The sequence below is a fragment of the Kineococcus mangrovi genome (assembly GCF_041320705.1).
In the GTDB taxonomy this organism is placed as follows: Bacteria; Actinomycetota; Actinomycetes; order Actinomycetales; family Kineococcaceae; genus Kineococcus; species Kineococcus mangrovi.
The window spans coordinates 100,368-127,273 of sequence record NZ_JBGGTQ010000008.1 but is presented as its reverse complement, the minus strand read 5'-3'; the positions used below and the strand labels follow the sequence as shown (position 1 = coordinate 127,273).

24 protein-coding genes and 1 pseudogene are annotated in these 26,906 nt (G+C 74.6%); 13 read left to right on the top strand and 12 right to left on the bottom strand.

The features are described 5' to 3' along the window. Positions 1-20 precede the first annotated feature (20 nt). Complete coding sequence (locus AB2L28_RS16675; RefSeq protein WP_370720110.1) at positions 21-2,192, top strand: RecQ family ATP-dependent DNA helicase; 2,172 nt, start codon at positions 21-23, stop codon at positions 2,190-2,192. A 9-nt stretch (positions 2,193-2,201) separates the two neighbouring features. Here AB2L28_RS16675 and AB2L28_RS16670 read toward each other — a convergent pair whose 3' ends face one another. Next, positions 2,202-3,509, bottom strand: a complete 1,308-nt coding sequence (locus AB2L28_RS16670) for an alpha/beta hydrolase (RefSeq protein ID WP_370720109.1) — start codon at positions 3,507-3,509, stop codon at positions 2,202-2,204. 356 nt (positions 3,510-3,865) lie between these two features. Between AB2L28_RS16670 and AB2L28_RS16665 the strand changes: the two genes are divergently transcribed. Continuing rightward, positions 3,866-4,417, top strand: a complete 552-nt coding sequence (locus AB2L28_RS16665; protein WP_370720108.1) for a hypothetical protein — start codon at positions 3,866-3,868, stop codon at positions 4,415-4,417. Between the two features lie 45 nt (positions 4,418-4,462). Here the strand turns inward: AB2L28_RS16665 and AB2L28_RS16660 are convergent, their stop codons facing one another. Next, entirely contained in the window at positions 4,463-4,903 is a 441-nt protein-coding gene (locus AB2L28_RS16660) for a hypothetical protein (RefSeq protein ID WP_370720107.1), read from the bottom strand. Then, positions 4,900-5,469, bottom strand: a complete 570-nt coding sequence (locus AB2L28_RS16655) for an RNA polymerase sigma factor (RefSeq protein WP_370720106.1) — start codon at positions 5,467-5,469, stop codon at positions 4,900-4,902. The genes AB2L28_RS16660 and AB2L28_RS16655 overlap by 4 nt, the downstream gene beginning before the upstream one ends. A gap of 265 nt (positions 5,470-5,734) precedes the next feature. Here AB2L28_RS16655 and AB2L28_RS16650 point away from each other — a divergent pair, with 265 nt between their 5' ends. Beyond that, entirely contained in the window at positions 5,735-6,265 is a 531-nt protein-coding gene (locus tag AB2L28_RS16650) for an ATP-binding protein (RefSeq protein ID WP_370720105.1), read from the top strand. Between the two features lie 42 nt (positions 6,266-6,307). After that, positions 6,308-6,652 (top strand): STAS domain-containing protein, encoded by a 345-nt coding sequence (locus tag AB2L28_RS16645; protein WP_370720104.1) that lies wholly within the window; start codon positions 6,308-6,310, stop codon positions 6,650-6,652. An 83-nt stretch (positions 6,653-6,735) separates the two neighbouring features. Here AB2L28_RS16645 and AB2L28_RS16640 read toward each other — a convergent pair. The 3 genes and pseudogenes from AB2L28_RS16640 to AB2L28_RS16630 all read right to left on the bottom strand — a co-directional run. Next, positions 6,736-7,563 (bottom strand): annotated as a pseudogene (locus AB2L28_RS16640) (alpha/beta hydrolase); the annotation flags it as partial. Positions 7,564-7,567: 4 nt separating this feature from the next. Continuing rightward, on the bottom strand, positions 7,568-8,377 hold the full coding sequence (locus AB2L28_RS16635) for a MerR family transcriptional regulator (RefSeq protein WP_370720103.1): 810 nt from the start codon (positions 8,375-8,377) through the stop codon (positions 7,568-7,570). Beyond that, positions 8,341-8,901, bottom strand: coding sequence for a VOC family protein (locus AB2L28_RS16630; RefSeq protein ID WP_370720102.1), 561 nt, complete (start codon positions 8,899-8,901; stop codon positions 8,341-8,343). The genes AB2L28_RS16635 and AB2L28_RS16630 overlap by 37 nt, the downstream gene beginning before the upstream one ends. 45 nt (positions 8,902-8,946) lie before the next feature. On the opposite strand from AB2L28_RS16630, the gene AB2L28_RS16625 reads away from it, so the two are divergent. Further along, entirely contained in the window at positions 8,947-9,294 is a 348-nt protein-coding gene (locus AB2L28_RS16625; RefSeq protein ID WP_370720101.1) for an ArsR/SmtB family transcription factor, read from the top strand. Further along, on the top strand, positions 9,291-10,226 hold the full coding sequence (locus AB2L28_RS16620; protein WP_370720100.1) for a cation diffusion facilitator family transporter: 936 nt from the start codon (positions 9,291-9,293) through the stop codon (positions 10,224-10,226). Before AB2L28_RS16625 ends, AB2L28_RS16620 begins: the two co-directional genes overlap by 4 nt. A gap of 133 nt (positions 10,227-10,359) precedes the next feature. Here the strand turns inward: AB2L28_RS16620 and AB2L28_RS16615 are convergent, their stop codons facing one another. From AB2L28_RS16615 to AB2L28_RS16600, 4 genes are all read right to left on the bottom strand, one after another. Next, the gene (locus AB2L28_RS16615) at positions 10,360-11,325 is read right to left on the bottom strand and encodes a glycine betaine ABC transporter substrate-binding protein (protein ID WP_370720099.1); all 966 of its coding nucleotides are present in this window, start codon (positions 11,323-11,325) and stop codon (positions 10,360-10,362) included. A 45-nt stretch (positions 11,326-11,370) separates the two neighbouring features. After that, complete coding sequence (locus AB2L28_RS16610; RefSeq protein WP_370720098.1) at positions 11,371-12,300, bottom strand: ABC transporter permease; 930 nt, start codon at positions 12,298-12,300, stop codon at positions 11,371-11,373. After that, the gene (locus AB2L28_RS16605; RefSeq protein ID WP_370720097.1) at positions 12,287-13,381 is read right to left on the bottom strand and encodes a quaternary amine ABC transporter ATP-binding protein; all 1,095 of its coding nucleotides are present in this window, start codon (positions 13,379-13,381) and stop codon (positions 12,287-12,289) included. Before AB2L28_RS16605 ends, AB2L28_RS16610 begins: the two co-directional genes overlap by 14 nt. 850 nt (positions 13,382-14,231) lie before the next feature. Beyond that, positions 14,232-15,086, bottom strand: a complete 855-nt coding sequence (locus AB2L28_RS16600; protein WP_370720096.1) for a TIGR03620 family F420-dependent LLM class oxidoreductase — start codon at positions 15,084-15,086, stop codon at positions 14,232-14,234. Positions 15,087-15,222: 136 nt separating this feature from the next. On the opposite strand from AB2L28_RS16600, the gene AB2L28_RS16595 reads away from it, so the two are divergent. The 3 genes from AB2L28_RS16595 to AB2L28_RS16585 all read left to right on the top strand — a co-directional run bounded on the left by AB2L28_RS16595 (position 15,223) and on the right by AB2L28_RS16585 (position 18,941). Further along, the gene (locus AB2L28_RS16595) at positions 15,223-17,454 is read left to right on the top strand and encodes a putative bifunctional diguanylate cyclase/phosphodiesterase (RefSeq protein ID WP_370720095.1); all 2,232 of its coding nucleotides are present in this window, start codon (positions 15,223-15,225) and stop codon (positions 17,452-17,454) included. Between the two features lie 48 nt (positions 17,455-17,502). After that, positions 17,503-18,504 carry a GGDEF domain-containing protein gene (locus tag AB2L28_RS16590; RefSeq protein WP_370720094.1) on the top strand — a complete coding sequence of 334 codons (1,002 nt, stop codon included), beginning with the start codon at positions 17,503-17,505 and terminating at the stop codon, positions 18,502-18,504. An 80-nt stretch (positions 18,505-18,584) separates the two neighbouring features. Further along, positions 18,585-18,941 carry a DUF3817 domain-containing protein gene (locus AB2L28_RS16585; protein ID WP_370720093.1) on the top strand — a complete coding sequence of 119 codons (357 nt, stop codon included), beginning with the start codon at positions 18,585-18,587 and terminating at the stop codon, positions 18,939-18,941. Here the strand turns inward: AB2L28_RS16585 and AB2L28_RS16580 are convergent. Next, positions 18,886-20,220 carry a reverse transcriptase family protein gene (locus AB2L28_RS16580; protein ID WP_370720092.1) on the bottom strand — a complete coding sequence of 445 codons (1,335 nt, stop codon included), beginning with the start codon at positions 20,218-20,220 and terminating at the stop codon, positions 18,886-18,888. The genes AB2L28_RS16585 and AB2L28_RS16580 overlap by 56 nt on opposite strands. Before the next feature lie 213 nt (positions 20,221-20,433). Here AB2L28_RS16580 and AB2L28_RS16575 point away from each other — a divergent pair, with 213 nt between their 5' ends. Further along, positions 20,434-21,990 (top strand): ATP-dependent DNA ligase, encoded by a 1,557-nt coding sequence (locus AB2L28_RS16575; protein WP_370720091.1) that lies wholly within the window; start codon positions 20,434-20,436, stop codon positions 21,988-21,990. Here AB2L28_RS16575 and AB2L28_RS16570 read toward each other — a convergent pair. Beyond that, positions 21,950-22,519, bottom strand: coding sequence for a nuclease (locus tag AB2L28_RS16570; protein ID WP_370720090.1), 570 nt, complete (start codon positions 22,517-22,519; stop codon positions 21,950-21,952). The two genes, AB2L28_RS16575 and AB2L28_RS16570, sit on opposite strands and share 41 nt — an antisense overlap. A gap of 63 nt (positions 22,520-22,582) precedes the next feature. Here AB2L28_RS16570 and AB2L28_RS16565 point away from each other — a divergent pair, with 63 nt between their 5' ends. Genes AB2L28_RS16565 through AB2L28_RS16555 form a run of 3 tightly spaced genes read left to right on the top strand, consistent with a single transcriptional unit; the run spans position 22,583 to position 26,776 of the window. Next, a complete protein-coding gene (locus AB2L28_RS16565; RefSeq protein WP_370720089.1) occupies positions 22,583-24,646 on the top strand; it encodes a PAS domain S-box protein in 2,064 nt (687 codons plus the stop codon). Then, on the top strand, positions 24,643-26,145 hold the full coding sequence (locus AB2L28_RS16560; protein WP_370720088.1) for a chemotaxis protein CheW: 1,503 nt from the start codon (positions 24,643-24,645) through the stop codon (positions 26,143-26,145). The genes AB2L28_RS16565 and AB2L28_RS16560 overlap by 4 nt, the downstream gene beginning before the upstream one ends. Next, a complete protein-coding gene (locus tag AB2L28_RS16555) occupies positions 26,138-26,776 on the top strand; it encodes an acyl-CoA-like ligand-binding transcription factor (protein WP_370720087.1) in 639 nt (212 codons plus the stop codon). The genes AB2L28_RS16560 and AB2L28_RS16555 overlap by 8 nt, the downstream gene beginning before the upstream one ends. Positions 26,777-26,906 lie beyond the last annotated feature (130 nt).

Below are 26,906 nucleotides of genomic sequence, written 5' to 3'. Positions count from 1 at the left end.
ACGGTGGCAGCATCCGGGGCATGCCCGCCGACGCACCCGTCACCGCTCCCGGCCCCGACACCGGCCTCGACACCGGCCTCGACGCCCGCGCCGACCTGCGCGCCGAGGCCGAGGAGGTCCTGCGCCGCCTCGTCGGGGACCCCTCCGCCGCCCTGCGCGAGGACCAGTGGACGGCGATCGAGGCGCTCGTGGCGGACCGGCGCCGGGCCCTGGTCGTCCAGCGGACGGGGTGGGGCAAGTCGGCGGTGTACTTCGTCGCGACGGCGCTCCTGCGGGCGCGGGGGTCCGGGCCGACGGTCATCGTCTCCCCGCTGCTGGCGTTGATGCGCAACCAGATCGCCGCCGCCGAGCGGGCGGGTGTGCGGGCGGTGACGGTGAACTCGACGAACGGCGACGACTGGGGGCGGGTCTACGAGGAGGTGCGGGCCGGCGCGGTCGACGTCCTCCTCGTCTCCCCCGAGCGGCTCAACAACCCGGGTTTCCGCGACGAGGTGCTGCCCCCGCTGGCCGCGACGACGGGGTTGCTCGTCGTCGACGAGGCGCACTGCGTCTCGGACTGGGGCCACGACTTCCGCCCCGACTACCGCCGCATCCGCACCCTGCTGGCCGACCTGCCCGACGGCATCCCCGTCCTGGCCACGACGGCGACGGCGAACGAGCGCGTGACGGCCGACGTGGCCGAGCAGCTGTCGGTGACGGGCACGCGCACCCTCGAGGACGTGCTCGTCCTGCGCGGTTCCCTGGACCGGGAGTCGCTGCGGCTGGCCGTGGTCCGGGTGCCCTCGCACGCCCACCGGCTCGCGTGGCTGGTGCAGCACCTGCCGGAGCTTCCCGGGTCGGGGATCGTCTACGTGCTGACGGTGTCCGCGGCGGCCGACGTGGCCCAGCACCTGCGGTCCCACGGGATCGAGGCCGTCCCCTACACCGGTCAGACGGAGGCGGCCGAGCGGTTGCAGGCCGAGGACGACCTCGTCCACGACCGCGTGAAGGTGCTCGTGGCGACGAGCGCGCTGGGCATGGGGTTCGACAAGCCCGACCTGGGGTTCGTCGTGCACCTGGGAGCACCCGGTTCCCCGATCGCCTACTACCAGCAGGTCGGGCGCGCCGGGCGCGGCATCGAGAACGCCGAGGTCGTCCTGCTGCCCGGCGCCGAGGACCGGGACGTCTGGCGGTACTTCGCCTCGATCGGGTTCCCCGCCGAGGACGACGTGCGGCTCGCGCTGAGCGTCCTGGCCGACGCCGGGGAACCCCTGTCGACGCAGGCCCTGGAGACCCGGGTGGCGTTGCGGCGCAACCGTCTGGAGCTGATGCTGAAGGTCCTCGACGTCGACGGCGCGGTGCGCCGGGTCCGCGGCGGCTGGCAGGCCACCGGGCAGGAGTGGGTCTACGACGCCGAGCGGTACGCGCGGGTGGGCGCGACCCGCGAGGTCGAGCAGCAGGCGATGGTCGACTACGTCACGACCGACGGGTGCCGGCTGGAGTTCCTGCGCCGGGCCCTCGACGACCCCGACGCGGCGCCCTGCGGACGCTGCGACAACTGCGGCGGTTTCGCCGTGCCGGTCGACGTGGACGAGGCCGCCGTGGCGCGGGCCGGCGCCGACCTCGACCGCCCCGGGGTCCCGCTGGAACCCAAGAAGGTGTGGCCGACGGGCATGAAGGGGCTCGACGTCGCGCTGTCGGGACGGATCGCCCCGGCCGAGCAACCGCGCACCGGCCGCGCCGTGGCCCGGACGACCGACCTCGGCTGGGGCGGCGCGGTGCGCGCGCTCTTCGCCCCCGGGTCGCCCGACCAGCAGACCCCGGTCCCCCTGCGGCACGCCGCGGCCGCGGTGCTCGACGACTGGGCCCGCGGGTCGGGTCTGGACGGGATCGTGGCGATGTGCTCGGCCTCGCGCCCGCAGCTCGTGTCCCACCTCGCGGAGGGGCTGGCGCGGTACACGGGTCTGCCGCTCGTCACGACGTTCCGGCTGCTGGAGGACTCCCCCACGCGCACGGACGTGAACTCCGCGCACCGGCTCGCCCAGGTCGTGCGCCGGTTCGAGCTGCCCGACCCGGACCTCGTCCGCGGCCGGAACCTCCTGCTCGTCGACGACCGGGCCCGCAGCGGCTGGACGCTCACGGTCGCCGCGCGCCAGCTCCGGCGGGCCGGGGCGGACTCGGTGTCGCCGTTCGTGCTCGCCGACGGTGAGTGAGGACCGGGCCTACCCGCCGAGGCGGACCGCCGCCCGCACGGCCGTGCCGAGCCAGCGCGAGGCCCCCCGCCGGGGCAGGGCCGCGATGCGCTCGGCCAGCGCCGGCAACCGGCGGGCGTTGCCGGCCCGGACCGCGGCGGCGACGAGGACGGCCGCCCGCTGGTGGGTGTCCATCGCGCTGTGCCCCAGGCCGGGCAGGTCGAGCAGGACCCCCGCGGGCAGCAGACCGGCCACCCGCTCGGCGGTGGACCGGGGTGTCGTCAGGTCGCGCTCGCCGGAGACGACGACCGTCGGCCACGGGAAACCGGGCAGCAGCGAGGGCAGGTCGTACGGTTCCCCCCGGTAGGGCGGGCGGTCGGCGGCGACGCGCGCGAAGGCCACCTGCGGGTCCAGCGGCCCGCCGTCGGGGGGCAGGCCGAACCCGAGCTGGCCGAAGGCGATGCCCGCGACCAGGTCAGGTTCGGTGACGTGCCGCACTCCGCGGCCCTCGAACTCGCCGTCGACCAGGTGCGCCAGCTGCCGCCACACCGTCCCCAGCCGCCCCTCGCGCCGGGCCGCCAGCAGGCGCAGCAGCGCGTCGGGGCCGGCGAACTCGTAGACGGTCGGGACGACCGCGGCGACCTCGTCGGCCGGTGCCGGCGCCGAGCGCACGGCCGCGGCCAGGTCCGTGTCGGCGTCCCACAGCAGGCGGCGCCGGTGCGCCCGGACGTCGGCGAGGTCGCCCGCGACGGACAGCAGCGGTGAGTCGAGCACCATCGCGGCGACGCGCCCCGGGTGCCGGACGCCGAAGACCTGAGCCAGGTAGGTGCCGTAGGAGCTGCCGTGGACGACCGCCCGCTCGACGCGCAGGTGGTCCAGCACGGCCGCGAGGTCGTCGGCCGCCGCCTCCACGGTGACGTCGCCCAGGCTCAGGTCCCGGCCGCGGGAGTCCTCGCGCGACAGCCCGGTCCCGCGGTGCTCGACCATGACGCTGCCGACGCCGTGGGCGGCCGCCGTCGCCCGCAACCGCTCGTAGGGCAGGACGGTCGCCATGCCCGGCCCGCCGGGGACGAAGAGGACGGGCACATCGTCCGCGGGCCCGGACCGCACCCAGCTGAGGGGGAACGAGCCGCCACCGGCGAGGGGCCGGTCGACCCTGCCCCCGTCCCTGTCGCGCAGCGTCCGCGCGAGCACCCCCAGTGCCTCCACTCCTGCTGAACGCCTCCCCGGCCGGTCGGTTCCCGGTGCTCGGGCGTCCGGGGACGGCTGCCCGAGCACCTCGGACCGCTCGGGGCGCAGCGCCGCCCCGGCGACGTCCTCCCCGGTCAGGGTCACCACGGCGAGCTCGCCAGCCGGGCCGGCCGTGACGCAGGACCCGCCCCGGCTGGCCGGTGCCGTCGTCGAGGCAGACGCCCTCGACCTCGACGATCGCGCGGTCGTCATCACCGGCGACGGTGGCCTCGCGCGGGTCTTCGGGGGTGGAGCTGTTGCGGGGCAACGCCTTCCCCCTCGTCCGTTGGCCGCGGCGCTTCGTGGTCGCACCGACCTGCGCACTCCCCCTGCCCGCGGCGGGGCACTTCCGACCGCGGGGGGTTGCCGGGGACCGCACGGGGTAGGGGGAGGCTGCCGGTCACCGCACCGGCGCCGCCCGCGGGTCACCGCGGGCGGGGACGACCGAGGAGGAGCAGGACACCGTGGGAGAACGTCAGACCGTCATCCGTTCGCTGCACGACATCGGGCTCGCCGCCTGGTTCGGCGGCTCGCTCTTCGGGGCGGTCGGCCTCAACGGTGCCTCCGCCGCCGTGGGCGACCCCTCCGACCGCACGCACGTCGCCGCCGCCGGCTGGGCCCGCTGGGCGCCCGTCAACGCCGCGGCGCTGGCCGCCCACTCGGTGGGGGCGATCGGCCTGCTCCGCGCGAACCGCGGCCGGGTCGTCGCCCAGTCCGGCACGCGCGGCAACACCGCCGTCAAGACCGTCATCACCCTGGCCGCGATGGGCGCCACCGCCTGGTCGGGGATCGAGGGGGCTCGGCTCGGCAAGGACTCCAAGGCCCCGGCGAACTCCGGTGTCGACCCCAACGCCGACACCCCGCCGGACGTCGCCACGTCGATGAAGCGGCTCAAGGTGCTGCAGTGGACCGTCCCCGCGCTGACGGGCGTCCTCCTCGTGCTGACGGCCCAGCAGGGCGAGCAGCAGAAGGCGTCCCAGGTCGTGAAGGGCCTGCTGCCCGGCGGGCGGAGCTGACCACCTCGCCCTCGGCCCTCCCCGCAGGGAGGGACGAGGGCGTGGTCACTCGAAGACGTCGCCCACGTGGACGTGGACCCGGAGGCCGTCGACCTCGCCGAGCAGGTCGCGGACCGCGGCGACGACGGCGGTGCGGACCTCCTCGGCCGTGGTGGGGACGTGGGCGCCGTAGCGGACACCGGTCTCGACGGTGAGCAGGTCGAGGTGGTCCTCGGCGTCGGTGACGCAGCGGACGGTGGTGACGTCCGCCCGGGGCAGCCGGTCCACGGCCCCCCGCACACCGGTGGTCAGCACGTCGCAGGAGACGACGAACTCCCCCAGCGCGTGCCGCCCGCGGACCGGTGCGGCGGGCCGGTGGGCTCGGCGGACGGTCTCGAGGAGGTCGGCGCGGGAGACCCGCCAGCCCGCGGGGGTGTGCAGGCGCAGCGAGCCGGTCGCCCGGGCCAGCACCTGCTCCCCGTGGGAGTGCTGCGGGGTGGTGGTCACCGCCACTCCTCCAGGGTCGTGGCCAGGGTGGTCCGGGAGCGTTCGAGGAGTCCGCGCACCGCGGTCGTGGTGGTGCCGAGGACGGAGGCGACCTCCTCGTAGCTCATGCCCTCCACCTCGCGCATCAGCCAGGCGGTCCGCTGCCGCGGCGGCAGGAGCTGCAGCGCCAGTTCCAGGGCCTCCCGCAGGGCGTTCTCCACGCTGGACCGCTCGGGGTCCTCCCGCAGGTCACGCAGCCGGTCCTGCACCTCCTCCACGGGGACGAAGGGGCGGCTGCCCCCGGCCGGGAACCGCCGCAGCCGGGCGAAGGCCGCGTGCCGGGCGAGCGTGAACAGCCAGGTGCGCAGCGAGGAGTCCCCGCGGAAGGACGGAAGACCCCGCCAGGCGGCGAGGAAGGTGTCCTGGACGCAGTCCTCCGCCTGGTCACCGCGGCGGAGCAGGTTGCCGGTGTACCGCAGGAGCGCCGGGCCGTGCCGGTCCACGATGAGCGCGAAGGCGTCGCGGTCCCCCAGAGCCGCCCGCCGGGCGAGCACGTCGTCGGCGACCTCAGCGCGTCCTGCATCCACGGGGTCTTCTCCACGGGGTCTTCTCCACGGGGTCTCCCGGACGGCGGTGCCCCCGGTCCGGGTGAAGCGCACCACGTGACCCCTCCTGCCGCGAGTCGGACGATCCCGGGTCGGGGGAACCGGCCAGGAGGGCCGTGACGATCGTCTCCGCGCGCACTCCCACCCCCGCGGACCGGCGGCCGCGCGACGACGCGGAGGAGCCCGCACCCCGGGTGCGGTGACGCGCCGGCGCGCGCGGAACGTCCCGGCCGTCCACGATGAACACGTGTGTTCCCCCACCCCGGCCTCGACCCTGGTCGTCGCCGGCGCCCTGTCGTCGGGAAGGGTGGCGCGGCACTTCCTGGAGGAGCACTGGTGCCACCAGCACTCCAGCGCCCCCCTGGACCAGGCGAAGCTGCTGCTCACCGAGCTGGTGACCAACGCCGTCCGGCACGCCGGCCCGCCGATCCTGCTGCGCGTGGAGTGCGTGGAGGCCGACGGTGTCGTCCTGTCCGTCAGCGACGGCGACCCGGCACCACCCGTGACGACGCTCGCCGACCCCTCGGACCTCGGTGGTCGCGGGGTGCACCTCGTGGACCTGCTCAGCCGGGCCTGGGGGGTCGACCACCACCCCGACCGCGGCGGGGCGGACGGCCACCCCCACGACGCCGCCCTCGCCAAGACCGTGTGGTGCCGGCTCAGCCGGCAGGACGCCCCCGGGCCCGGACCGCGGCACGACGACGGCGGGCGGACGAGGGACCAGCGCGCCACGCCGGCCCCTGTGGGGGCGAGCCGACGTGACCTACTCTCCCCGTGAGACCGCCCCGGACCGGGGTGGACGACGAAGCGAAGGACCAGTGTGAGCGATTCCGAGCGCGACCAGGGCCCCGACGAGGCGACCGACGGCGGTCACCTCGAGGTCGACCACGAGGCCGGGCTCACCGTCATCACCCTGCACGGTGAGGTGGACGCGGCCCTCGGGTCGGTCCTCGACGACCTGCACGCGCGCGCGGACGCCGCCGGCCTGCCCGTGCGCGTGGACCTGTCCGCCGTGACGTTCCTGGAGTCCACCGGCGCCTCGTTCCTCGTGCGCCTGACCCGGGCGGCCGCACCGCACCGGGTCACCCTCGTGAAACCCGCGCCGCAGGTGCTGTACCTGCTCCAGGTCACCAAGCTGGTGACGATCTTCGACGTCGAGGACTGACCGGGAACCGAGCGGGGTCCGGGTGAGCACCGCGGCCGCTCGCGCGGTGCCGCCGACGGCCGCCGCCGTGGACCGTCGGAGGTTCAGCCTGCGAGCTCACCCGCCGACAGCAGCCAGCGCACGACCCGCCGCAGGCTCGCGTCGAACAGCGGACCGGGGGTGTTGAGGTGGCCGTGCACCGTGCCCGGTTCGCACACCGACACCACGGGCGAACCCGCCAGCACGAGCCGGCGGGCGAACTCGTCGGCCGAGCCGCGCAACCCGTCGGTCTCGCTCGTGAGGACGAACGTCGGCGGGAAACCCTCCAGGTCGGCGGTGCCGGGGACGGCGGGTGCGGGAGCCTCGTCGAGCGGACCCCCGAGGTACGCCTCGTACATCGCCGCGACCTGGGCCGGTGACCACCGCTCGTCCTGCGGCAGCGTCCCGACGGCGGCCTGCGCCACGGACGAGGCGGCCGGCGGGACGGCGTGCAGCGTCGGGTAGGCGAGGAACACCGCGGCCGGGACGTCGCCCCCACCCGCGAGCAGGCGCAGCACCGCTCCCGCGGCGAGGTTCCCGCCGGCACTGGCGCCACCGAGCTGGATGCGTTGCACCGGAACACCCGAGGAACGGCAGAACTCCCGGCCCCACCGCCACGCCGTCAGCACGTCGTCGGACGGGGCGGGGTAGGTGGTACCGGGGCCGGCGAGGCGGTAGTCCACCGCGACGACGAGGATCCCGTTCTCCTGCAAGCGCCGCGCGACCGCGTCGGACTCGGGCATGTCGAGGTCGCCGACCACGAAACCCCCGCCGTGCGCCCAGACGAGGGCGGCCCGGGGTTCGGGGTGGAGTTCGGTGTCAGGACGGTAGACCCGGACCGGCACGCCGTCCGCACTGTCGTCGTGGATGCCCTCGTGGATCCTCACCCGCGGAACGCTACTCCCACACGGCGGTGGCGGGGTCGACGCCGTGGGCCCGCGCGTTCTCCGCCACGACGGCCCGCAGCCACGTGGCCAGACCGGGTTCGCGGCGGTCGTAGTGCTCGCGGAACCGGGGGTCGTCGACGTAGCCGCGGGCCAGGCAGACGTGCACGGCGTACGTGCAGTCGACGTGCTCGGCCACCGACGCGCGGTGCCGTTCGGCCAGTTCCGCGGCCCGCTCCGAACCCGGTGCGGTCCCGGCGCGGAACGCCGCCGCGAGATCGGCCTCCAGGGCCTCGACCCGCGCGGCGAGCGCGGCCCAGTCCGCGAATGCCCGGTCGGCCGCCCGTTCGGCGTGCTGTCGCCACTGGGGCGAGCCCCCCCACCGCTCGCGCGCCTGCCCGGGCCAGGACGGGTCCCAGTCGGCGCCGAACAGGGCGGCCTGCTCCTGCGAGCTGAGCGTCGTGCCACGTTCGGTGGCGTCGATGAGCTGGTCCACCGCTTCGAGGGCGTCGCGGGTCCGGTCCAGCCGGTCGAGGAGTTCCGCCCGCTGCCGGCGCAGGGCGTCCAGGCCGCCGGAGGGCGAACCGTCGTCGAGGAGTTCGGCGACCACCGCCAACGGAACCCCGAGTTCGCGGTAGCGCACGACCCGCTGCAGGCGCGCCACCTCGTCGGGGCCGTAGGTGCGGTACCCGCCGGCCGTCCGGGAGGCGGAGAGGAGTCCCAGCGACTCCCAGTGGTGCAGCGTGCGGACGCTGACGCCGAGCAGTTCCGCCACCCGGCCCACGGTCAGCACCCCACCCCGCCCCGGTCCGGTCTCCGCCACGACGTCGAGGGTGTCACCGGGGGCGCATCGACGCCCACCGCCCGCAGGTCGCGCGCCGCGCCGGAGTCCAGGGGCAGCACCGCCGTGCACACCACCCGCGCCCGCTCCGGCGTCACGACGTGCAGGTCGACGCTGTTCCACGGCCGGCGTTCCGGGCCGCTCGTGCTGCCCGGCCGCAACGCCTCGCACGCCGCCGCGACCTCCTCGAGCTGGCGCGGTACGCACGCCACGCTCAGGGTGCCCGGTGGCGGTGCGGCCGGGGGTTCGCCCAGGACGAGCAGGACGTCCTGGAAGCGCCACCGGCGCAGGTGGACCAGGTGGCCGGGGATCGAGAACAGCTCGACGAACCCCAGCCCACGCGTCCAGAACCCGACCGACGCGGCCAGGTCGGCGGTCGGGAGCGTGGGGAACATCGGCATCCCGTAGACGCGGTCCTCGACGGGCGGGGGCTCGGCGTCCAGGGCCGGGAGGGGGACGGTGCTGTGGGAGGTGTCCACGACGTAGCGCACGAGGAGCACGCTCACGCCTGACGTCGCGTCAGGGTCAAGTCCCCCATCGTCCAGTTCTCGATGTACTGTCGTCGCGTGATCGCACCGCAGGCAATCGGCCACGCAGAGGTCCTCGCCCGCTTCGGGCACGCCCTGTCCGACCCGACGCGGACCCGGCTGCTGCTCGCGCTGCGGGAGGCTCCGGGGTACCCCGCGGAGCTGGCCGACCTCCTCGGCGTCTCGCGCCAGTCGCTGTCGAACCACCTCGCGTGCCTGCGCGGCTGCGGCCTCGTCGTCTCGGTGCCGCAGGGCCGCAGGGTGCGCTACGAGATCGCCGACGCCCGGCTCAGCCACGCCCTGGGGGACCTCCTCGGCGTCGTGCTGGCGGTCGGCGAGGACCACTGCGCGGCCGAGGCGGTGGCCGGGTGAGCCACGGACACGGCCACGGGCACGGCCACGGGGGCGCCGACCTCGCCCGGAACCGTCGCCGGCTGACAGCCGCCCTCGCCGTCACCGCGACCGTCCTCGTCGCCGAGGCCGTCGGCGCCCTCGTGTCCGGTTCCCTGGCCCTGCTGGCCGACGCCGGTCACATGCTCACCGACGTCGCCGGGCTGACGATCGCGCTCATCGCGGCGACCCTCGCCGCGCGCCCGGCGTCGGCGCAGCGCACGTGGGGCTACCGGCGGGCCGAGGTGCTCGCCGCCACGCTGCAGGCGGCCGCCCTGCTCGCCGTCGGCGTCCTCGTCCTCGTCGAGGGGGTGCGGCGCCTGCTGACACCCCCGGAGGTGAGCTCCGGGGCCATGGTCGTCTTCGGCGCCGTCGGTCTGGTCGGCAACGTCGTCGCCCTGTGGCTGCTCCTGCGCGGGACCGGGGAGGCGAACGTCAACGTGCGGGCCGCCGTGCTGGAGGTCGTCAACGACGGTCTGGGCTCGATCGCCGTCCTCGTCGCGGCCGCCGTCATCGCGCTCACCGGCTGGACCCGCGCCGACGCCGTCGTCTCGCTGCTCATCGGCGTCCTCATCGTGCCGAGGACGGTGAAGCTGCTGCGGGAGACGACGTCGGTCCTCCTGGAGTCCACCCCGCCCGGGCTGGACCTGGAGGACGTCCGCCGCCACCTGCTGGAGCTGCCGCACGTGCACGCCGTGCACGACCTGCACGCCAGCCAGATCACCTCCGGGTTGCCCGTCCTGTCGGCGCACGTCGTCCTGGACGACACGTGCTTCCGGGACGGTCACGCACCCGAGATCCTGGACCGGCTGCAGGCGTGCGTGGCCGAGCACTTCCCCGTCGCCGTGCAGCACGCGACGTTCCAGCTCGAACCCGTCGGGCACTCCGGGCACGAGAGCGGCGCGCACGACTGACCTCGGTCCCTCACGAGGTCGGGGTGAGCGGTGCGCCACGGCCCTGGAGCGCACCGGGGTCACGGCCCGCGGGACCAGCGGCATCAGCACCGGACGACGCCCCGGTGGGAGCCCGAGGCGCAGTTCCCGCCGATCAGCTCCTCAGGCTCTCCCGGAAGTCCGGGTTCTGGTCGAGCCAGGCCTGCACGCCCTCGTCGTAGCGGCCCTCGCCGTACTCGTTCACGACCGTGTCCTCGAGCGTGCCGTACTGCTCGTCGGTCAAGGTGAAGTTCGACATCATGTCCGCCACGTCGGGCATGTCCTCGGCGAACCCCTGTCGGGCCAGGGAGTTCAGCGTCTCGGCCTGCCCCATCGCGCCCCGGGGGTCGGCGAGGTCCTTCACCGGGAAGGAGGTGTTGGCCCAGAACGGGCGCCACAGGGTCACGACGATGTCCTGCTGGGCATCGGTGGCCGACTGCAGTTCCGCGAGCATGGCGGCGGTCGAGGAGGTGACGAGCTCGTACTCACCCTCCAGGCCGTACCCCTGCTGCTCGTCGCCGTCGGCGTCCTCGTAGGTCTCGGGCATGGCCTGTTCGCGGGTGATGCGGGTCAAACCCGCGCCGGGTTCGATCCCGACGATCCGGCCACCGAAACGAGCTCCCTGCCCGGCGAGCTGGTCGATCGAGTCGACGTCGGTGTACTCCGGGACGACCAGGGTCAGGACGGCCCCCTCGTACCAGGCACCGAGGTCCTCGATCTGGTCGCCGTACTGGTTCATGTAGTCCTGGTGGGTCACCTGCGGCCAGCCCGAGGGGTAGACGTCCACGTCGCCCTGAGCGAGCGCCGTGTACAACGGGGCGGCGTCGGAGAGTTCCGTGAACTCCACGGCGTACCCCTCACCCTCGAGGAGGTTCTTCCAGAGGTAGGCGGTGCTCAGACCGTCGGTCCACCCGGGGAGGAACCCCAGGTTGACGGTGCGGACGTCGTCGCTGGTGCTGGCCTGGCTGCTCCCGGCCGAGTTGGTGGCCGACTCACCGGAGCACGCCGCCACCACCCCGGCTGCTGCGAGACCGACGCTCAGACGGCCGAAGGTGGCGCGGGACACTGTCTTCTGGGTCACGAGATCTCTTCCTGTCGATACGGGTTCTGGTGCTGGACGAGCGGTTCAGACGCCGGCGGGTTCTTTCGCCGCCGACCGCGTGACCCTGGAGGTCCCGGCCGCTCCCCGCCGGCGCAGGGCGCGCAGCAGACCGCCGTCGGTGCCGAGGGCGCCGGTGATCCGGTCCAGGTAGATGGCGATGACGACGACCGAGAGACCGGCCTCGACCCCCAGGCCGACGTTCAGGCGGGAGATGGCGGTGGTCACGGTGGACCCGAGCCCGTTGGCGCCGATGAGGCCGGCGATGACGGCCATGGACAGGGCCAGCATGATCACCTGGTTGACGCCGGCCATGATCGTCGGCAGGGCCAGGGGCAACTGGATGCCGCGCAGGATCTGCCGCGGGGACCCGCCGAACGCGTTGCCGGCCTCGACGACCTCCGCGTCGACCTGGCGGATGCCGAGTTCGTTGAGGCGGACCCCGGGAGGCATCGCGAAGATGATGGTGACCACCACGCCCGGGACGGTGCCGATGCTGAAGAGGGTGACGGCCGGGACGAGGTAGACGAACGCGGGCATCGTCTGCATGAAGTCCAGGACGGGCCGGAGAACGGTGCTGAACCGGTCGTACCGGGCGGCGAGGATCCCCACGGGAACAGCGATCACCGTCGCGGCGATGGTGGCGGTCAGCACCAGGGCGAGGGTTTCCATCGCCTCGGTCCACAGCTCCATGCTGATGACCAGGAGCAGACCGGCGAAGGAGACGACACCGAAGGTCACCGAACGCAGCAGCACCCCCAGGATCGCCAGCGCCAGCGCCAGGACGACCGGCGGCGGCCAGGCCAGCGCGTCGGTCAACAGCTCCGTGGCCCCCCCGGTCACCCAGGCGATCGCGTCGAACAACCACGCCAGGTGGGTCGTGATCCAGTCGAAGGCGACGTCGAAGGTGTCCCCGACGAGCAGTCGGGGGACGGGGAACAGGTCACGCACGGGCATCCTCCTTCTCCGCTGCGGCCCGGGGGCTCTCCCCGGTCGGGGGGGCGGTCGCGGCGCTCAGGGCACCGAGGACGTCCGCGGTCTCCACGAACCCCTGCGGGTTGCCGGCCTCGTCGACGACGGTGATGGGGGCACCGGTGGCGGCCATGGGTTCGAGCAGGTCGGCCAGCGGGGTGTCGGCGCTGACCCGGCCCACGGGGGCGCTGGACGGGACGGCGTCCGCACCGTCGCCGCGACCGGTTCTCCTGCTGACGTCAGCAGCCGTGAGGACGCGGGCCCGGTCGACGTCGGCCAGGAACTGGGCGACGTACGAATCGACGGGATCGAGGAGGATCTCCTGCGGCGTGCCCACCTGGACGCTGCGCCCGTCGCGCATGACCATCACCCTGTCGCCCAGGCGCATGGCCTCGTTGAGGTCGTGGGTGATGAAGACGATGGTCTGCCCGAGTTCCTCCTGCAGGGTGAGCAGCTCGTCCTGCATCTCGCGACGGATCAGCGGGTCGAGGGCGCTGAACGCCTCGTCCATCAGCAGCAGGTCCGTACCGGCGGCCAGCGCACGGGCCAGACCGACGCGCTGCTGCATCCCGCCGGACAGGTCACCGGGGTAGCGGTCCTCCCAGCCGCCCAGGCCGACGCGCCGCAGTGCCCGGGCGGCGGTGGCGCGGCGTTCCTGCGTCGGGACACCCCGCAGCTCGAGGGCGTACGCGGCGTTGTCGAGGGCGGTGCGGTGCGGCAGGAGCGCGAAGTGCTGGAAGACCATGCTCATGGTGTCCTGCCGCACTCGCCGCAGACCGGTCTCGTCGAGGGCCGTGATGTCCTGGCCGTCGATCTCCACGGTGCCGGCGCTGGGCCTGAGCAGCCCGTTGAGCATGCGGATGAGCGTGGACTTGCCCGATCCGGACAACCCCATGACGACGAAGATCTCGCCCGGAGCGACGTCGAGATCGACGTCGACGACCGCGGCCGAGATCCCCTCGGCCCGCAGCTCGGCGGCCGTGGCCCCGTCCCGCAACCGCTGGACGGCCTCCTCGGGCTTCCTGCCGAACACCTTGAACAGTCCTCGCGCGTGCACGTCCGGCACAGGCGACCTCCTCATCCTCCTCGAACCCACGACGACGCGCGGCGGAACGACCTCGACCCCCGGTCGCACGCCGGTGTCTCGGCGCTGCGAACACGATGCTCGGCCGCGAGTCCCGGCCGACCCCACCGCACACCGCTGGACCACTCGGTCCAGGGCACAAGAAGACGACGAGAAGGGCTCTCGGTGTGAACCTCTTCATGCACCGCTGAGCGGCGCGCTTCTCCGTCCATCAGGTCGCGTCGACCGTAACCGAGATCTCGAGCCGGCACCGCACCGGTGCTGCGAGCTCACCCTCGCGAGGAGGTGGCCGTCCAGATCGACAGGTCTCGTCCACAGCTCGGTTCGACAGCGATCGTTTTGCCCTGCAGGGCTATCGGAGTTCATTGACCACCGGAACGGATTCGGGGTCTCGATGGGGTAACGATCCCGGACCGGTGGTGCGCACCCCGGTCGAACTCTCGCGATCACCTCCTCCGGACGGGAAGCGCGCCCACCAGCCGGCAGATCGAGGAACACGGGTTTCGCCCGGACAGCCCGAGCAGCGACGCGGAGGGGGAGGCTCGTCCCCCTCGCCCGGACGCGGAGCTCGCGCGCTCCCCGTCGGTACTGCTGCCGGGGCTCCACCGGTGTCGGTCGTCCAGCCGGATCAGGACGAGAGCCGTGACGACCGCTGAGCAGAGCCGGAGCCGGGAAGCGCTCCGCGGCTCCTCTGGACGGTCCCCGGGCGCACGTCAGCGGTGCAGGAGGTGCCGTGAACCGTCGACCGGCGCCGCGCCGCCGGGTCGTGGAGGTGCAGGAGAGCGTGTCCTCCTGCCCACCACGACCTGGCACCGCACCGGGAGGTGGGCGCTCAGCCCGACAACGCCCCCGCCAGCTCCCGGAACGCCGCGCGCGGGAACCCGCCGCGCCCGCCCAGCACCTGCAGCGCCACCTCGTCGGCCCCCGCGTCGACGTGCCGGCGCACCCCGGCGACCACCTGGTCCAGCGACCCCCAGGCGACGAGCTCGTCGACGAGGCGGTCGCTGCCGCCGTGCAGCAGGTCGTCGTCGCCCCAGCCGTAGCGGCGGAGGTTGTTCGTGTAGTTCGGCAGCGCGAGGTACGTCGCCAGGTGCTCGCGGGCCGTGGCCCGCGCGGTGGCGGGGTCCTCGTCCAGGACGACGGCCGCCTCGGGGGCCAGCCACGACCCCGCGCCCAGCGCCGCGCGGGCGGCGACGGTGTGCTCGACCGTCACGAAGTAGGGGTGCGCCCCCGCGGTCCGGTCGCGGGCCAGCTCCAGCATCCTCGGCCCGAGCGCGGCCAGGACCACCCGCTCGGACGGGACCCGGTCGCCGAGCGCGTCGAGGTACTCGACCGTGCGCGTGTACGGCTTGTCGTACCGCTGCCCCTGCCCCTCGACCGCCGGGGCGTGGGAGTTGCCCAGCCCCAGCAGGAACCGCCCCGGGTGCTCGGCCTCCAGGCGCGCGAACGCCTCCGCGGACTGGTCGGGGGTGGCCGTCCAGATGCTGACGATGCCGCTGGCGACCCCGAGGGTGCGGGTCGCGTCGAGCAGTTCCCCGAAGGCGGGCAGGACACCGGGCTCGAAACCGCCGGAGAACCACAGGCGGTGGTAGCCCAGCTCCTCGACCTCGGCCGCGACCTCCCTCGCCTCCTCGGCCCTCGACGGGTCCTGCCACGGGCCGCCGCCCCACAGACTGATCACGCTCATGGGGTCGCCAACCGTGCCCGGGGCACCGCTGTTCCAGCCGCACCGCCCCCTGATCGGGCGAACAAGTCCACACCCGTTCGCGCCGAAGCACCGACGGCGGGGATCTCCCCACGGACCACGGAGCACGGGGAGGGCCATGACCAGGCGCGACGTGGCGGCGCTGGCGGCGCTGGCCGTCCTCGGCCTCCTCGTGGCGCTGCCCGTCGCCACCGGTGGCGCGGGGACCGTCGTCGCGCTCGTCGTCGACGTGGGCGCCCTCGCGCTGACGGTCCTCGGGATCCGCCGGCACCGCCCGGTGCTGCCGCAGGCGTGGGGGGCCGTCCTGGCCCTCGTCCTCGCCGCGACGGCGGCGACGGCGGGGTGCCTGCTCACCGGTCCGGGCACGTCGTGGGCCCGGTGGGGCGTCGTCGCCGTGCAGGTGGTCGCCCTCGCCCTCGTGCCCTTCGTGGTCCGCACGCTGCGCCAGGCCCGGGTGCCCGGCCGCCGCACGTGGCCCGACGTCGTCCTCACCGCGTGCGCGGGGGCGCTCGTCGTCGCGCAGGTGCTCGGGATGCTGCACGAGACCGGCCTGGGCCGCGACCCGGCCGTGCTCGTCGGGACGGCCGCCGACATCGTGCTGGCCATCGTCCTGCTGCGGATCCTCACGACCCGCACGGGCACGGCCCCCGCCACGGTCCTCGTGCTGCTGGCGGCGGGGCTGCTGCTGGCCGTGGCGGCGCTCGTCACCGCCCGCCCCGACCTGCTCGGCGGTGGCGGGCACGTGCTGCACGCCACCCAGAGCCTGGCGGTGGTGCTGCTGGCCGCGGCCGCCCTGCACCCGAGCATGCGCCACGTCGGCACCCCCTGCGCGGGTGGTGCGCTGCGCGGTGACGGGCAGCGGCTGCTGAGCGTGCTGCCGGTGTTCTGCACCGTGCCGGCGCTGTGGCTGCTCGGCAGCGTGCACGTGCTGCCGGACGTGGCCGTCGAGGTGGTCGCACCCAGCGGGTACGTCCTGGCCTGCGCGGGCGTCGGTTGGGCCGCGCTCGCGGTGCGGCGGGCCGAGCGCAGCGCCGAGCGCGACCCGCTCACCGACCTGGTGAACCGCCGCGGGCTGCCCGGGGCGGCGGAGGACCTGCGACGACGGCTGCACGGCCGGGACCTGCACCTGTGCCTCGTGGACCTCGACGACTTCAAGCAGATCAACGACACGCGCGGGCACGCCGTCGGCGACGCGCTGCTCGTCGAGGTCTCGAACCGGTTGCGCCGGGCGGTGGGGCGCCACGGGGTCGTGTCCCGCACCGGCGGGGACGAGTTCATCGTCGTCGTGTGGACCGCCGAGGACCACCACGGCGGCCCGGCCGACCTCGTGCTGGAGGCGCTCGACGCGCCCTTCGAGCCCGACCGGTTGCCCTACCGGGTGAGCGCGAGCATCGGGATCGCCCCGCTGCGCGCGGGCGTGGCCTTCGAGGAGGCGCTCGTCGACGCCGACGTCGCGATGTACGCCGCGAAGCAGGCCGGCAAGGGACGCGCCCTGGTCTACCGGCCGCAGCTGCGCGAGAAGGTCCTCGGCGCTCTGGTCGTGCAGCAGGAGCTGAGGTCCCTCCTGCTGCAGGGCGGCCGCCCGGAGGACGTCGGGGAGCTCCTCGTCGTGCACCAGCCGGTCGTGGACCTGGCGGGCGAGGGCGGCCCGCGCGTCGTCGGCGTCGAGGCGCTCGTGCGCTGGGACCACCCCCGCCGCGGGCTCCTGCTGCCCGACCGGTTCCTCCAGCACGCCGAGGACGCGGGGTTGGGGGCGCGCCTGGACGAGCACGTCACCGGCCGGGCGCTGCGCGACCTCGCCCGCTGGGACGCGGCCGGCGCGGGCGGGCTCCACCTGGCCGTGAACCTCGGCATCGGCAGCCTGCACCGCCGGGGCACGGCCCGCTGGATCTCGGAGCTGACCGCCCGCCACGGGATCGACCCCGGCCGGGTGCACCTGGAGATCACCGAGCACGAGGAACTGCCGGACGACCCCCGCATCGCGGCGTCGCTGCGCGAGGTCGTCGCCGCGGGTTTCCGGCTCGACCTCGACGACTTCGGCATCGGCTACACGTCGCTGTCGTACATGCGCCGGTTCCCCGTCTCGACGGTGAAGCTGGACCGCTCGCTGACGACGCTGGCGACCGGCGGGGACACCGCGCTGCTGGAGGGCATCGCCGCGCTGTGCCGGGCGCTGGACGTGCAGATCCTCGCCGAGGGCGTCGAGCACGCCGACCAGGTCGCCCCGCTGCGGGCCCTCGGCGTGCGCCGGGCGCAGGGGCACCTGTTCGGGACGGCGATGCCCGCGGCGGACGTGCCGGGGTTCGTGCGACGCACCGGTCGCGCGGGCGAGGAGGTGCTGGCGGGCTGACGGGTCGGAACGATCAAGGTGAGACCGGTGCCTGTCGATGTTCTCCTCGTGCCTGACCTCGACCTGCGCGACGGCCGCGTCGAGGCCGTCGCCTTCGGCGTCTTCGCGGCGCTGCACCTGCCCGGTCTCGCGGTCGCCGTGCTGACGCGGAGCCTCGACGCTCTCGCGCCGGTCGCCGCGAGCGCGGTGCTGTGGTCCGTGCTCGCCGTCGTCGCGCTGCGGGCCGCCCGCCGGGACCGTCGCGCCGCCCGTCCGATCGTCACCGTCGCCCTCGCGCTCGACGTCGTGGTCCTCACCCTGAGCGGTCTGTCCCCACCGAGGCCGGGCAACGTCACGACGGCCTCGGTCGGACTGCTGGCGCTGTGCGCCGCGGCCGCTCTCCTGACCCGTACCCGGCACCTGCCGTTCGTCGTCCTGCCGGCCGCCGTCGGACAGGCCGTCCTCCTGCACGCCGTGGACGGCGGTACCTCGACACCGCGACTCCTCGCCGACGTCTGCACCGTCGTCGCCGCGGGCGTGGCGACGACGGGGGTGATCGCCTGGCTCGAGCACGGCCGTCGGCGCGCCCTGCGAGCGACCACGCGGGCGGCCGGCACCGACGCCCTCACGGGGCTGCTGAACCGGCGCGGTCTGCGGGACGCCTGCACCGGGCTGGGCGGGGAGGGTGTCACCGCCGTCGTCGCCGACATCGACCACTTCAAGAGCATCAACGACCGCCACGGGCACGACGTCGGCGACGCCGTCCTCGTCGTCGTGGCCCAGGCCCTGCGAGAGTGTTCCCGGCCCGACGACGTGCTGGTGCGCCTCGGCGGCGAGGAACTCGCCTGGATCGGGCGTTGGCCCGACGTCCACGCCGCGGTCGGTTCCGCCAACCGGTTCCGCGACCGGGTGGCCGAGGCCTCGACGGCCGCCGGCGCACCCGTGACCGTGAGCGCCGGCGTCGCCGCGACCGGCCCTGGCCCCTTCGACCTCTCGGCCCTGCTCTCGCGCGCCGACGCGGCCCTGTACGCGGCCAAGGCGACGGGACGGGACCGCGTCGTCCTCGGGTGAGCGATCCCACAGCTCCGCTGGTCCCCGCGTCTACGACAGCCCGTCAGACTCGGGGGACCACCCCGTCGAAGGAGGACCCCATGACGTCCGGGCCGCTCGCCGCCCGCTGGTTCCGCCTCATCGCCACGTTCGAGGCGATCTCGTGGACCGCGCTGCTCATCGCGATGTTCCTCAAGTGGGTCGTCCACGCCCCCCACGAGGGCGGGGTCCCGGTCGTGGGGATGGTCCACGGGATCGGGTTCGTCGTCTACCTGCTCTCGACGTTGTGGGCCGCCCGCACGATGCGCTGGACGGTCAAGACCCTCGTGGTCGGTCTCGCGGCGGGGGTCCCCCCGTTCGGCACCATCGTCTTCGAGCGCTGGCTGCTGCGCCAGGGCCTGCTCACCAGGCGATCGCGTCGAAGCGCGCCCGCAGCCGCCGCCCCTTCGCGGGGTTGACGGCCTCCACCCGGGCGATGCGGCCGAGCAGGTGGGCGCGGAAGTCCGGGTGGCCCTCCCGGTCCTGACCGTCCGGGCCGTGCTGCGCGCAGTGGTGCAGCACGGCCTTGAGCCGGTCGAACTCCTCGCGCGGCACGTTGAGCCGCTCGTTGACGACCAGGCCCGTGACGAGCTGGCGCGCCCCGGCCCCCCGCACCCGCGTCTTGGCCGCGTTGAGCCGGAACCCCTCGTCGGCGGCGATCGCCACCACCGCCCGTCGCAGCCGGTGCGGGTCGAGGCCGTCGGCCGCGGAGAACGTCAGGTCGTCCGCGTAGCGCGTGTACGTCAGGCCCCCGGCCCGCGCCCAGCCGGCCAGGCGACGGTCCAGCCCGAGCACGACCAGGTTCGCCAGCGCCGGTGACGTCGGCGCCCCCTGCGGCAGGTGCGCCCGGGACAGGTTGCGGCGCAACCGGTGCCGCTCGTCCCCCGAGCCACCGTCGGGCATGGCCCGCAGCACCGTCAGCGGGGTGACGTGGGTGACCAGACCCGTCAGCGCGTGCGCGACGGGTTCGGGGTACCCGCCCTGGCGGAACAACCCGAAGACCCGCCCGGCCGGGACGGCGGCGAAGAACCCCTCCAGGTCGAAGCGGACGACGGTCCGGGCCCGCACGTGCTGCGAGGCCCCCGTCAACGCCGACCGGCCCGGGACGAAACCGTGCGCGGCGTCGTGCACCGGGAACCGGGCCAGCACCCGGTGCAGCAGCGTGCGCTGCACCACCTTCAGCCGCGGCAGCGGCGCCTCGAGCAGCCGCGGGGCACCCCGTTTCCCGGCCCACCGCGACCGGTAGTGGTGCAGCGGCCCGGCGGGGGCGCGGACCTGGAAGCGGTGCAGGTCGGCGAACCAGTCCAGGTGGGCGTCGTCGAGGTCGAGGAACGCGGCGAGGTCGGCGACGGTGTCCAGACCCGGCACCCCCCACCGGTCGCGGCCCATCGCGGTCGTCGTCGCGGCCAGGTGCGCGACCCGCAGGGGCTCGCCCGCTCCGGACGCGGCGGCACGGGCCCGCGCGTACGGGGTGGACCCCGCCACGAACGCCCGCAGCGCGCGGGGTTCGTCGAGCGGAGGACGCGGGAACCGTTCCAGGACGGTCCCGGCGAGCTGCCGGACCCAGCGCGCCCGGGGCCGTCCCACGGCCCACCGACCGCGCCGGTCGAGGTCGGCCACCGTCCAGGGGCCGTCGAGGAACGCCGCCGCGAGCGCCGCGGCGACGGGGTCGGCGGGCTCGCCCCGGCGGTCAGGCACGGGTGCGGTGGGCCGGGACGACCTGTCCTGCGGTGCGGGATCCACCGTGCGCGCAGCGCACACAGGATCCTGCGGTGTCGTGCCGGAGGTGACGTGCTGTCCCCGGGGGAACCCCGGAGCCGCTCGGATGAGCTCTCTCGTCCCGGCGCCACCGCACCCGGCCACCCTGGCACACGGACGGCGCTCGCGGGTGGGGATGGGCAGGATGGCCGGGTGCTCCTCGCCGACGTCGTCACCACCTCCGCCGCCGTGGCCGCGACCCGGGCGCGCACGCGCAAGGTCGCCGAGCTCGCCGCGCTGCTGCGCCGCCTGCAGCCGGGCGACCCCGCGGGGCTGGAGCTGACGGGAGTCGTGGCCAGCTACCTCGCCGGGAGCCTGCCGCAGCGCCGGACGGGGCTGGGCTGGCGGTCGATGGCGTCCGCGCCGCCGGCGGCCGCGGTGCCCTCCCTGCAGGTGCGCGACGTCCACGCCCGGTTCGAGGCGATCGCGGCGCTCACCGGGACCGGGTCGAAGGGGCGCCGGGAGGCCGCGGTCACCGACCTGCTCGGCCGCGCCACAGCGCAGGAGCAGCGGTGGCTGCGCGGCGTCGTCACCGGTGAGCTGCGGCAGGGTGCGCTCGACGCGCTCGTGCAGGACGCGGCGGCCGCCGTCGCGGGCGTACCCGCCGCGGACGTGCGGCGCGCGGCGATGCTGGCCGGCTCGACGGTGGCGGCGGTCGTCGCGGCCCTGCACGGAGGGGCGGCGGAGCTCGCGGGGTTCGGGCTGGAGGTCGGTCGTCCGCTGCTGCCGATGCTGGCCTCGAGCGCGACGGCGGTCGCCGACGCCCTGACCGGCCTGGGCGGGGGTCCGGTGGCCGTCGACACCAAGCTCGACGGGATCCGCGTGCAGGTGCACCGCCGCGACGGTCGGGTGCTCGTCGCGACCCGCACGCTGGAGGACGTCACCGCGCGGCTGCCCGAGGTCGTCGAGGTCGTCGAGGCGCTGCCCGGCGGCGACGTCGTCCTCGACGGCGAGGTGCTCGTGCTGGACGAGGACGGCCGACCGGCGGCGTTCCAGGACACGGCCTCCCGCACGGCCCGGACGACGGCGGCGGGGGTCGGGACGGTCCTCACCCCGTTCTTCTTCGACGTGCTGCACGCCGGTGGCCGCGACCTGCTCGACGTGCCGCTGCGCGAGCGGCTGGACGTCCTGGACGACCTGGTGCCGCAGCGGCACCGCGTCGCGCGCCTCGTCACGGCCGACTCCGGTGCCGCCACCGCGTTCTCGCGGGAGGCGGTGGCCGCCGGGCACGAGGGCGTCGTCGTCAAGGACCTGGCCTCGCCGTACGCGGCCGGCCGGCGCGGCGGGGCGTGGGTCAAGGTGAAACCCGTCCACACGCTCGACCTCGTCGTGCTGGCCGTCGAACGCGGCTCGGGACGCCGGTCGGGGTGGCTGTCCACCGTCCACCTCGGCGCCCGGGACCCGGGGACGGGCGGTTTCGTCATGCTGGGCAAGACGTTCAAGGGCATGACGGACGAGGTGCTGGCGTGGCAGACGCAGCGCTTCCGCGAGCTGCAGGTGGGTGAGGACGGGCACGTGGTCCGCGTCCGCCCCGAACAGGTCGTGGAGGTCGCGTTCGACGGGCTGCAGCGCTCGACCCGCTACCCCGGCGGGGTGGCCCTGCGGTTCGCGCGCGTCGTGCGCTACCGCGACGACAAGACCGCCGCGGACGCCGACACCCTCGAGACCGTCAGAGGTACCGCGTCGGGTCGAAGTCGGCCAGCGGGATGATCCGGACGCGCGGCAGCACGACGTTGAACGCGCGGACGTCGTCCTCGAGGTCGAACACCTTCAGGCCGCGTTCGGCCAGCCCGGCGTACTGGGAGTTCATGAACTCGCGGAAACCGACCATGCCGACGAGCCGGTCACCGGTCAGCAGGCGGTCGACCTGCGGCAGGAAGTCCACGTCGTGCGAGCCGAGGAGCACGTCGCCCTCGCGCTCGACGAGCGCGTCCAGCGTGCGCTGGATGCCGATGTCGACGACCTTCTCCCCCGGGCCCCCGGCGAGCGGGATCGGCTGGTAGCCCAGGGCCAGCAACGCCTGCACGAAGGACATCGGCAGGTGCCCGCTGGAGGCGTTGAGGAAGAACAGCCCCTTGGCGGGCTGGTCGAAGGTGGTGCGGGCGAAGTTCAGCAGGCGTTCCCACCGGGGACGCTGCTCGGGCCCGGGGCGGCCCTCGAGGATCGAGGCCCCCAGCGTCGCGTCGATGTTCTCGCCGTCGACGACGACGTAGGTCGTCCGCTGCCCGTCAGTCACCACACGTCGAGGTTAGGCCATCGCACCGGGCTCAAGCCGACCGCCCGAGGCGCCGATCCTGCGGGGGTGACCGCCCGCCCCACCGCCGTCCGTCCCGTCGACCTGTCGGCGGCCCCCCTGCAGCAGACGCTCACGGCGCTCCTGGCCGAGCGCGAGGCCTTCCTCGTCGTGGACGCCACCAGCGGCGCCGTCCTGCACGCGTGCCCGCGGGCCACCGAACTGCTCGGTTCCTCCTTCGAGGAGCTCACGGGCCGGAGCCTGACCGACCTGTTCACCACCCCGCCCGGCGGCGACGTGGCCGAACTGCTCGGCGACCGCAGCCAGGCCCTGGAGGCCCTCGTCAACGGCGCAGCGGGCGAGCGCTGGGCGCGCTGCACCTCCCGGCGCATCGACGGGACCGGGGCGACCCTCGTGCTGCTGGCGGACGTGAGCACCGCCCGCGCCGAGCTGTGGGACCTGCGCAGCAAGGCGCGCGCCGTCGAACGCTCCCAGGTCGTCGTGGAGCTGTCCCCCGAGGGCGTCGTGCTCCGGGCCAACGACACCGCCCTGGACCTCCTCGGCTACGAGGCCGACGACATCGTCGGGCAGCACCACCGCGCGTTCTGCGACCCGGCCTACGCCGCGAGCCCGGACTACACGGCGTTCTGGCGCCGCCTGCGCGCCGGCAGCACCGAGGCGGGGGAGTTCACCCGCTACGGCGCCAGCGGTCAGGAGATCCGCATCCGCGCCACCTACAACCCCGTCTTCGGCGCCGACGGCAAGGTCGTCAAGGTCATCAAGTACGCCTACGACGTCACCGGCGCCGCCCGGCGCGCCGTGGAGCTGGAGGGGCGGGTGGCGGCGATCGACCGGTCCCAGGCGGTCATCGAGTTCGCCCTCGACGGCACCGTGACCGCGGTGAACGAGAACTTCCTCACCCTGCTGGGCTACTCCGAGGCCGAGGTCGTGGGCCAGCACCACCGGATGTTCGTCGACCCCGAGGACGCGGCGTCGGTGGAGTACCAGAGGTTCTGGGAGAAGCTCGCGCGCGGGCACTACGACGAGGGCACCTACCGCCGGATCACCAAGTCCGGGGCGGACGTCTTCATCCAGGCGACGTACAACCCGATCCTCGACCCAGAGGGCCGACCGTTGAAGGTCGTCAAGTACGCCGTGGACGTCACGCAGAACACCGTGGAGAACGCGGAGTTCGCCAGTCGCGTCCAGGCGGTCGACCGTGCCCAGGCCGTCATCGAGTTCGACCTCGAGGGCAACGTGCTCACGGCCAACGAGAACTTCCTGCGGACGATGGGCTACTCGCTCAAGGAGCTGCAGGGTCAGCACCACAGCCTGTTCTGCTCGCCCGAGTACCGGGTCTCGCCGGAGTACCGCGACTTCTGGCTGCGGTTGCGCAAGGGCGACTTCATCGCGGGCCGGTTCCACCGGGTCGGCAAGTTCGACCGGGACGTGTGGATCCAGGCCACGTACAACCCCGTGTTCGACCTGCGCGGCCGGCCGTTCAAGGTCATCAAGTACGCCGACGACGTCACGGCGCAGGCCCAGCTCGAACAGCTCATCACCGCCAAGAGCGGGGAGATGACCGAGACCGTCGCCGAGCTGTCGCACTCCATCGACTCCATCGCCACCAACGCCGTGCAGGCCAGCGACCTCGCCGCCCGGACCCACGGCGACGCCCAGACGGGGTTCGAGGCGCTGAAGAGCTCGATGGCGGCGATCGAGCTCATCCGGCGCTCGTCCGGGTCGATCGCCGAGATCGTCCGCGTCATCACCGAGATCGCGGCGCAGACGAACCTGCTGGCCTTCAACGCCTCGATCGAGGCCGCGCGGGCCGGTGAGCACGGGGTGGGGTTCTCCGTCGTGGCCGGGGAGGTCCGCAAGCTGGCGGAACGCTCGTCCACCGCGGCCGGGCAGATCGCCGAGCTCATCGCCGAGTCCGAGACCCGCGTCGCCGAGGGCGCCGAGGTCTCCCGCGCCGCCCAGGAGGCGTTCGAGAACATCGTGAGCAGCGTCGCGCAGACGTCGGAGTCGATCTCGACGATCGCCGGTGCCACCCAGCTGCAGCAGGACACCTCCGCCGTCGTGCGCGCCCTCATCGCCGACCTGGCGGCCAGGACCGGCGCCGAGTCGTGAAGGTCGGGCTGCTGCGCGTGCAGGGCGCCCTGGTCGCCCTGCCCGTCGACGTGCTGCGCGAGGTCGTCCCCCTGCCCGAACGCTTCGACGCCCTCCCGACGGCCGCGCCGGGGCTCGTGGGGGCGGTGCTCCTGCGGGAGTCGGTGCTGCCGGTCCTCGACCTCGCCGCGCTCAGCGGCACGACGGGCACGGGTCCGGCGACGCAGGCGGCGATGGGGGTCGTCGTCCTCGTCCACGACGGCCGCGCCCTCGGGCTGCTCGTCGACAGCGTGCACGACGTCGTCACCCTGGACACCGCCGCGCTGCAGCCCCTCGCCGCCGGGGACCAGCGCCTGTTCACGGCCGCGTTCGTGCGACCGGGCACGGGCGAGGTGGGCAGCCTGCTGGACCCGGCGGCCGTCTTCGGCGTCCCCGGCGTCCTGGCCATGACGACGAGCCGGGACGGGGGTGGGGCGCCGCCGGCGGGGACCGGTGGCGGTGAGCTCGACCCGGCCCACCTCGTCGTGCGCTGCACCTCGGCCGACGGCACCGCGGACGTCCTGCTGGCGCTCGACGTCGCCGACGTCCAGACCACCCTGCCCTCGCTGACCCCCCGGCCGTCGCAGCTGTCCTCGGCGTCCTGCCTGGGCGTCACCGACCACGGCGACGTCCGCCTGCCGGTGCTCGACCCGCTGGCCCTGCTGGGGTTGCCGCCCGCGGACCGCACCGCCGCCTGGCAGGCCCTGCTCGTCCGTTCCGACCGGGGTCTGCTCGCCCTCGTCTTCGCCGAGGCGCTCGACATCGTGCGCGTGGCGCCGTCGGCGCACTCGCTCGCCCCGGTCTCGCACGGGCTGGCGGCCACCGTCGTGCGGGGGGTCGCCCGGTTGCCGCAGGGGCCGGCGTTCGTCCTGGACGTCCCCGCGCTGCTCGCCGACCCCGAGGTCAGCGCCCTCACGTCGCTCAACACCGGTTCGGGGTCGGCCACGGCGCCCACCGACCGGGCCGGCACCGGGGACCCGCTCCTGGAGCCCGTCGTCCTGTTCCGGGCCCGCGGGACCGTCACCGCTCCCCTGCACCAGGTCGACGGGGTGGTGCCGTTCCCGGCCGACCCCGTGCCGTGGATCGGCGGGCGCTCCGACCTCGGCGCCCTCGTCACCGCCCACGACGTCGTGCCGCTCGTCGACCTGGCCGAGCTCCTGGGGCGCGGCCGGCTCGCCGACCCCACCGCGGGCGTCGTCCTGCTGGTCCGGCCCCCGGCCGGGGACCCGGACGGTCCCCCGCGGCGGGTCGGGCTGGTCGTCGAGGGACTGTCCGACATCGAGCGGCCCGTCTGGCGGGAGGACCTGGACGAGGCCGCGGCCGAGGAACGCGCCCCGCTCGTGCGGACGAGTTCGGCCACCGGCCCGTTGCTCGCGTGCGTCGACCTGCACGCTCTCGCCGACCCCTTCGTCCGGGTGACGACGGGCACGACAACCCCCTCCCGGGAGTCGGGGCTGTGGCACGCTGTCACCCGTGACTGAGCAGTCGGTGGAAGCAACCGCCGCCCCGCGCCGTGGACGCCCGCCCGCCTCCTCCCGCGAGGAGATCGAGACCGTCGCCATCGAACTCTTCCTGCGGCGGGGGTTCGAGGAGACGACGCTGGCGGAGATCACCGCGGCGGCCGGGGTCAGCAAGACGAGCTTCTTCCGCTACTTCCCGTCCAAGGGATCCATCATCTGGTGGCGCTTCGACGAGTTCACGGCGGGTTTCGCGGAGGCGCTCGACGCCGTCGCGACCTCCCCGGACGCGACGATGGACCTCGTCCGGTCGAGCATCGTCACTGCGGTGGAACGGGTCATCGACGAGGAGGGGCTCTGGATGCAACGCGTCAGGGTCCTGGAGGAGTCCACCGAGTTGCGCTCGGGCGAGTCCGAGCAGTGGGCCGCGTGGCGCGACCGAGTCGCCTCGTTCGTGGCCCGGCGGCACGGGTTCGAGGCACGGGGCGTGGCGCCCCAGAGCATCGCCGGCGCCGTCCACGGCGGGTACGTGGCGATGCTGCGCCGCTGGCTGCAGATCGAGAACCCCGGACGCGCGCAGCTCTCCGAGCTGGACGAGGAACTCCGTCCGCTGTGCCGGGTCCTGCAGAGCTGGCTCGACGGCTCCTGCGCCTGAGCGGTCGAACAGGGGCCACCGAACCCCGTTGTCTAGAACTCCAGCACCTCTGCAACGATGGAAACCGCCGCGCGGTGAGCAGAACCCCACCCACCGTTCCACGGGGGGGGGAGTTCCCGCAGGACCGGCG

Coding starts and splice junctions, on each gene's coding strand:
- AB2L28_RS16595 (WP_370720095.1), top strand. CDS start 15,223: ATGACCAGGCGCGACGTGGCGGCGCTGGCGGCGCTGGCCGTCCTCGGC.
- AB2L28_RS16625 (WP_370720101.1), top strand. CDS start 8,947: ATGTACTGTCGTCGCGTGATCGCACCGCAGGCAATCGGCCACGCAGAG.
- AB2L28_RS16600 (WP_370720096.1), bottom strand. CDS start 15,086: ATGAGCGTGATCAGTCTGTGGGGCGGCGGCCCGTGGCAGGACCCGTCG.
- AB2L28_RS16610 (WP_370720098.1), bottom strand. CDS start 12,300: ATGCCCGTGCGTGACCTGTTCCCCGTCCCCCGACTGCTCGTCGGGGAC.
- AB2L28_RS16675 (WP_370720110.1), top strand. CDS start 21: ATGCCCGCCGACGCACCCGTCACCGCTCCCGGCCCCGACACCGGCCTC.
- AB2L28_RS16585 (WP_370720093.1), top strand. CDS start 18,585: ATGACGTCCGGGCCGCTCGCCGCCCGCTGGTTCCGCCTCATCGCCACG.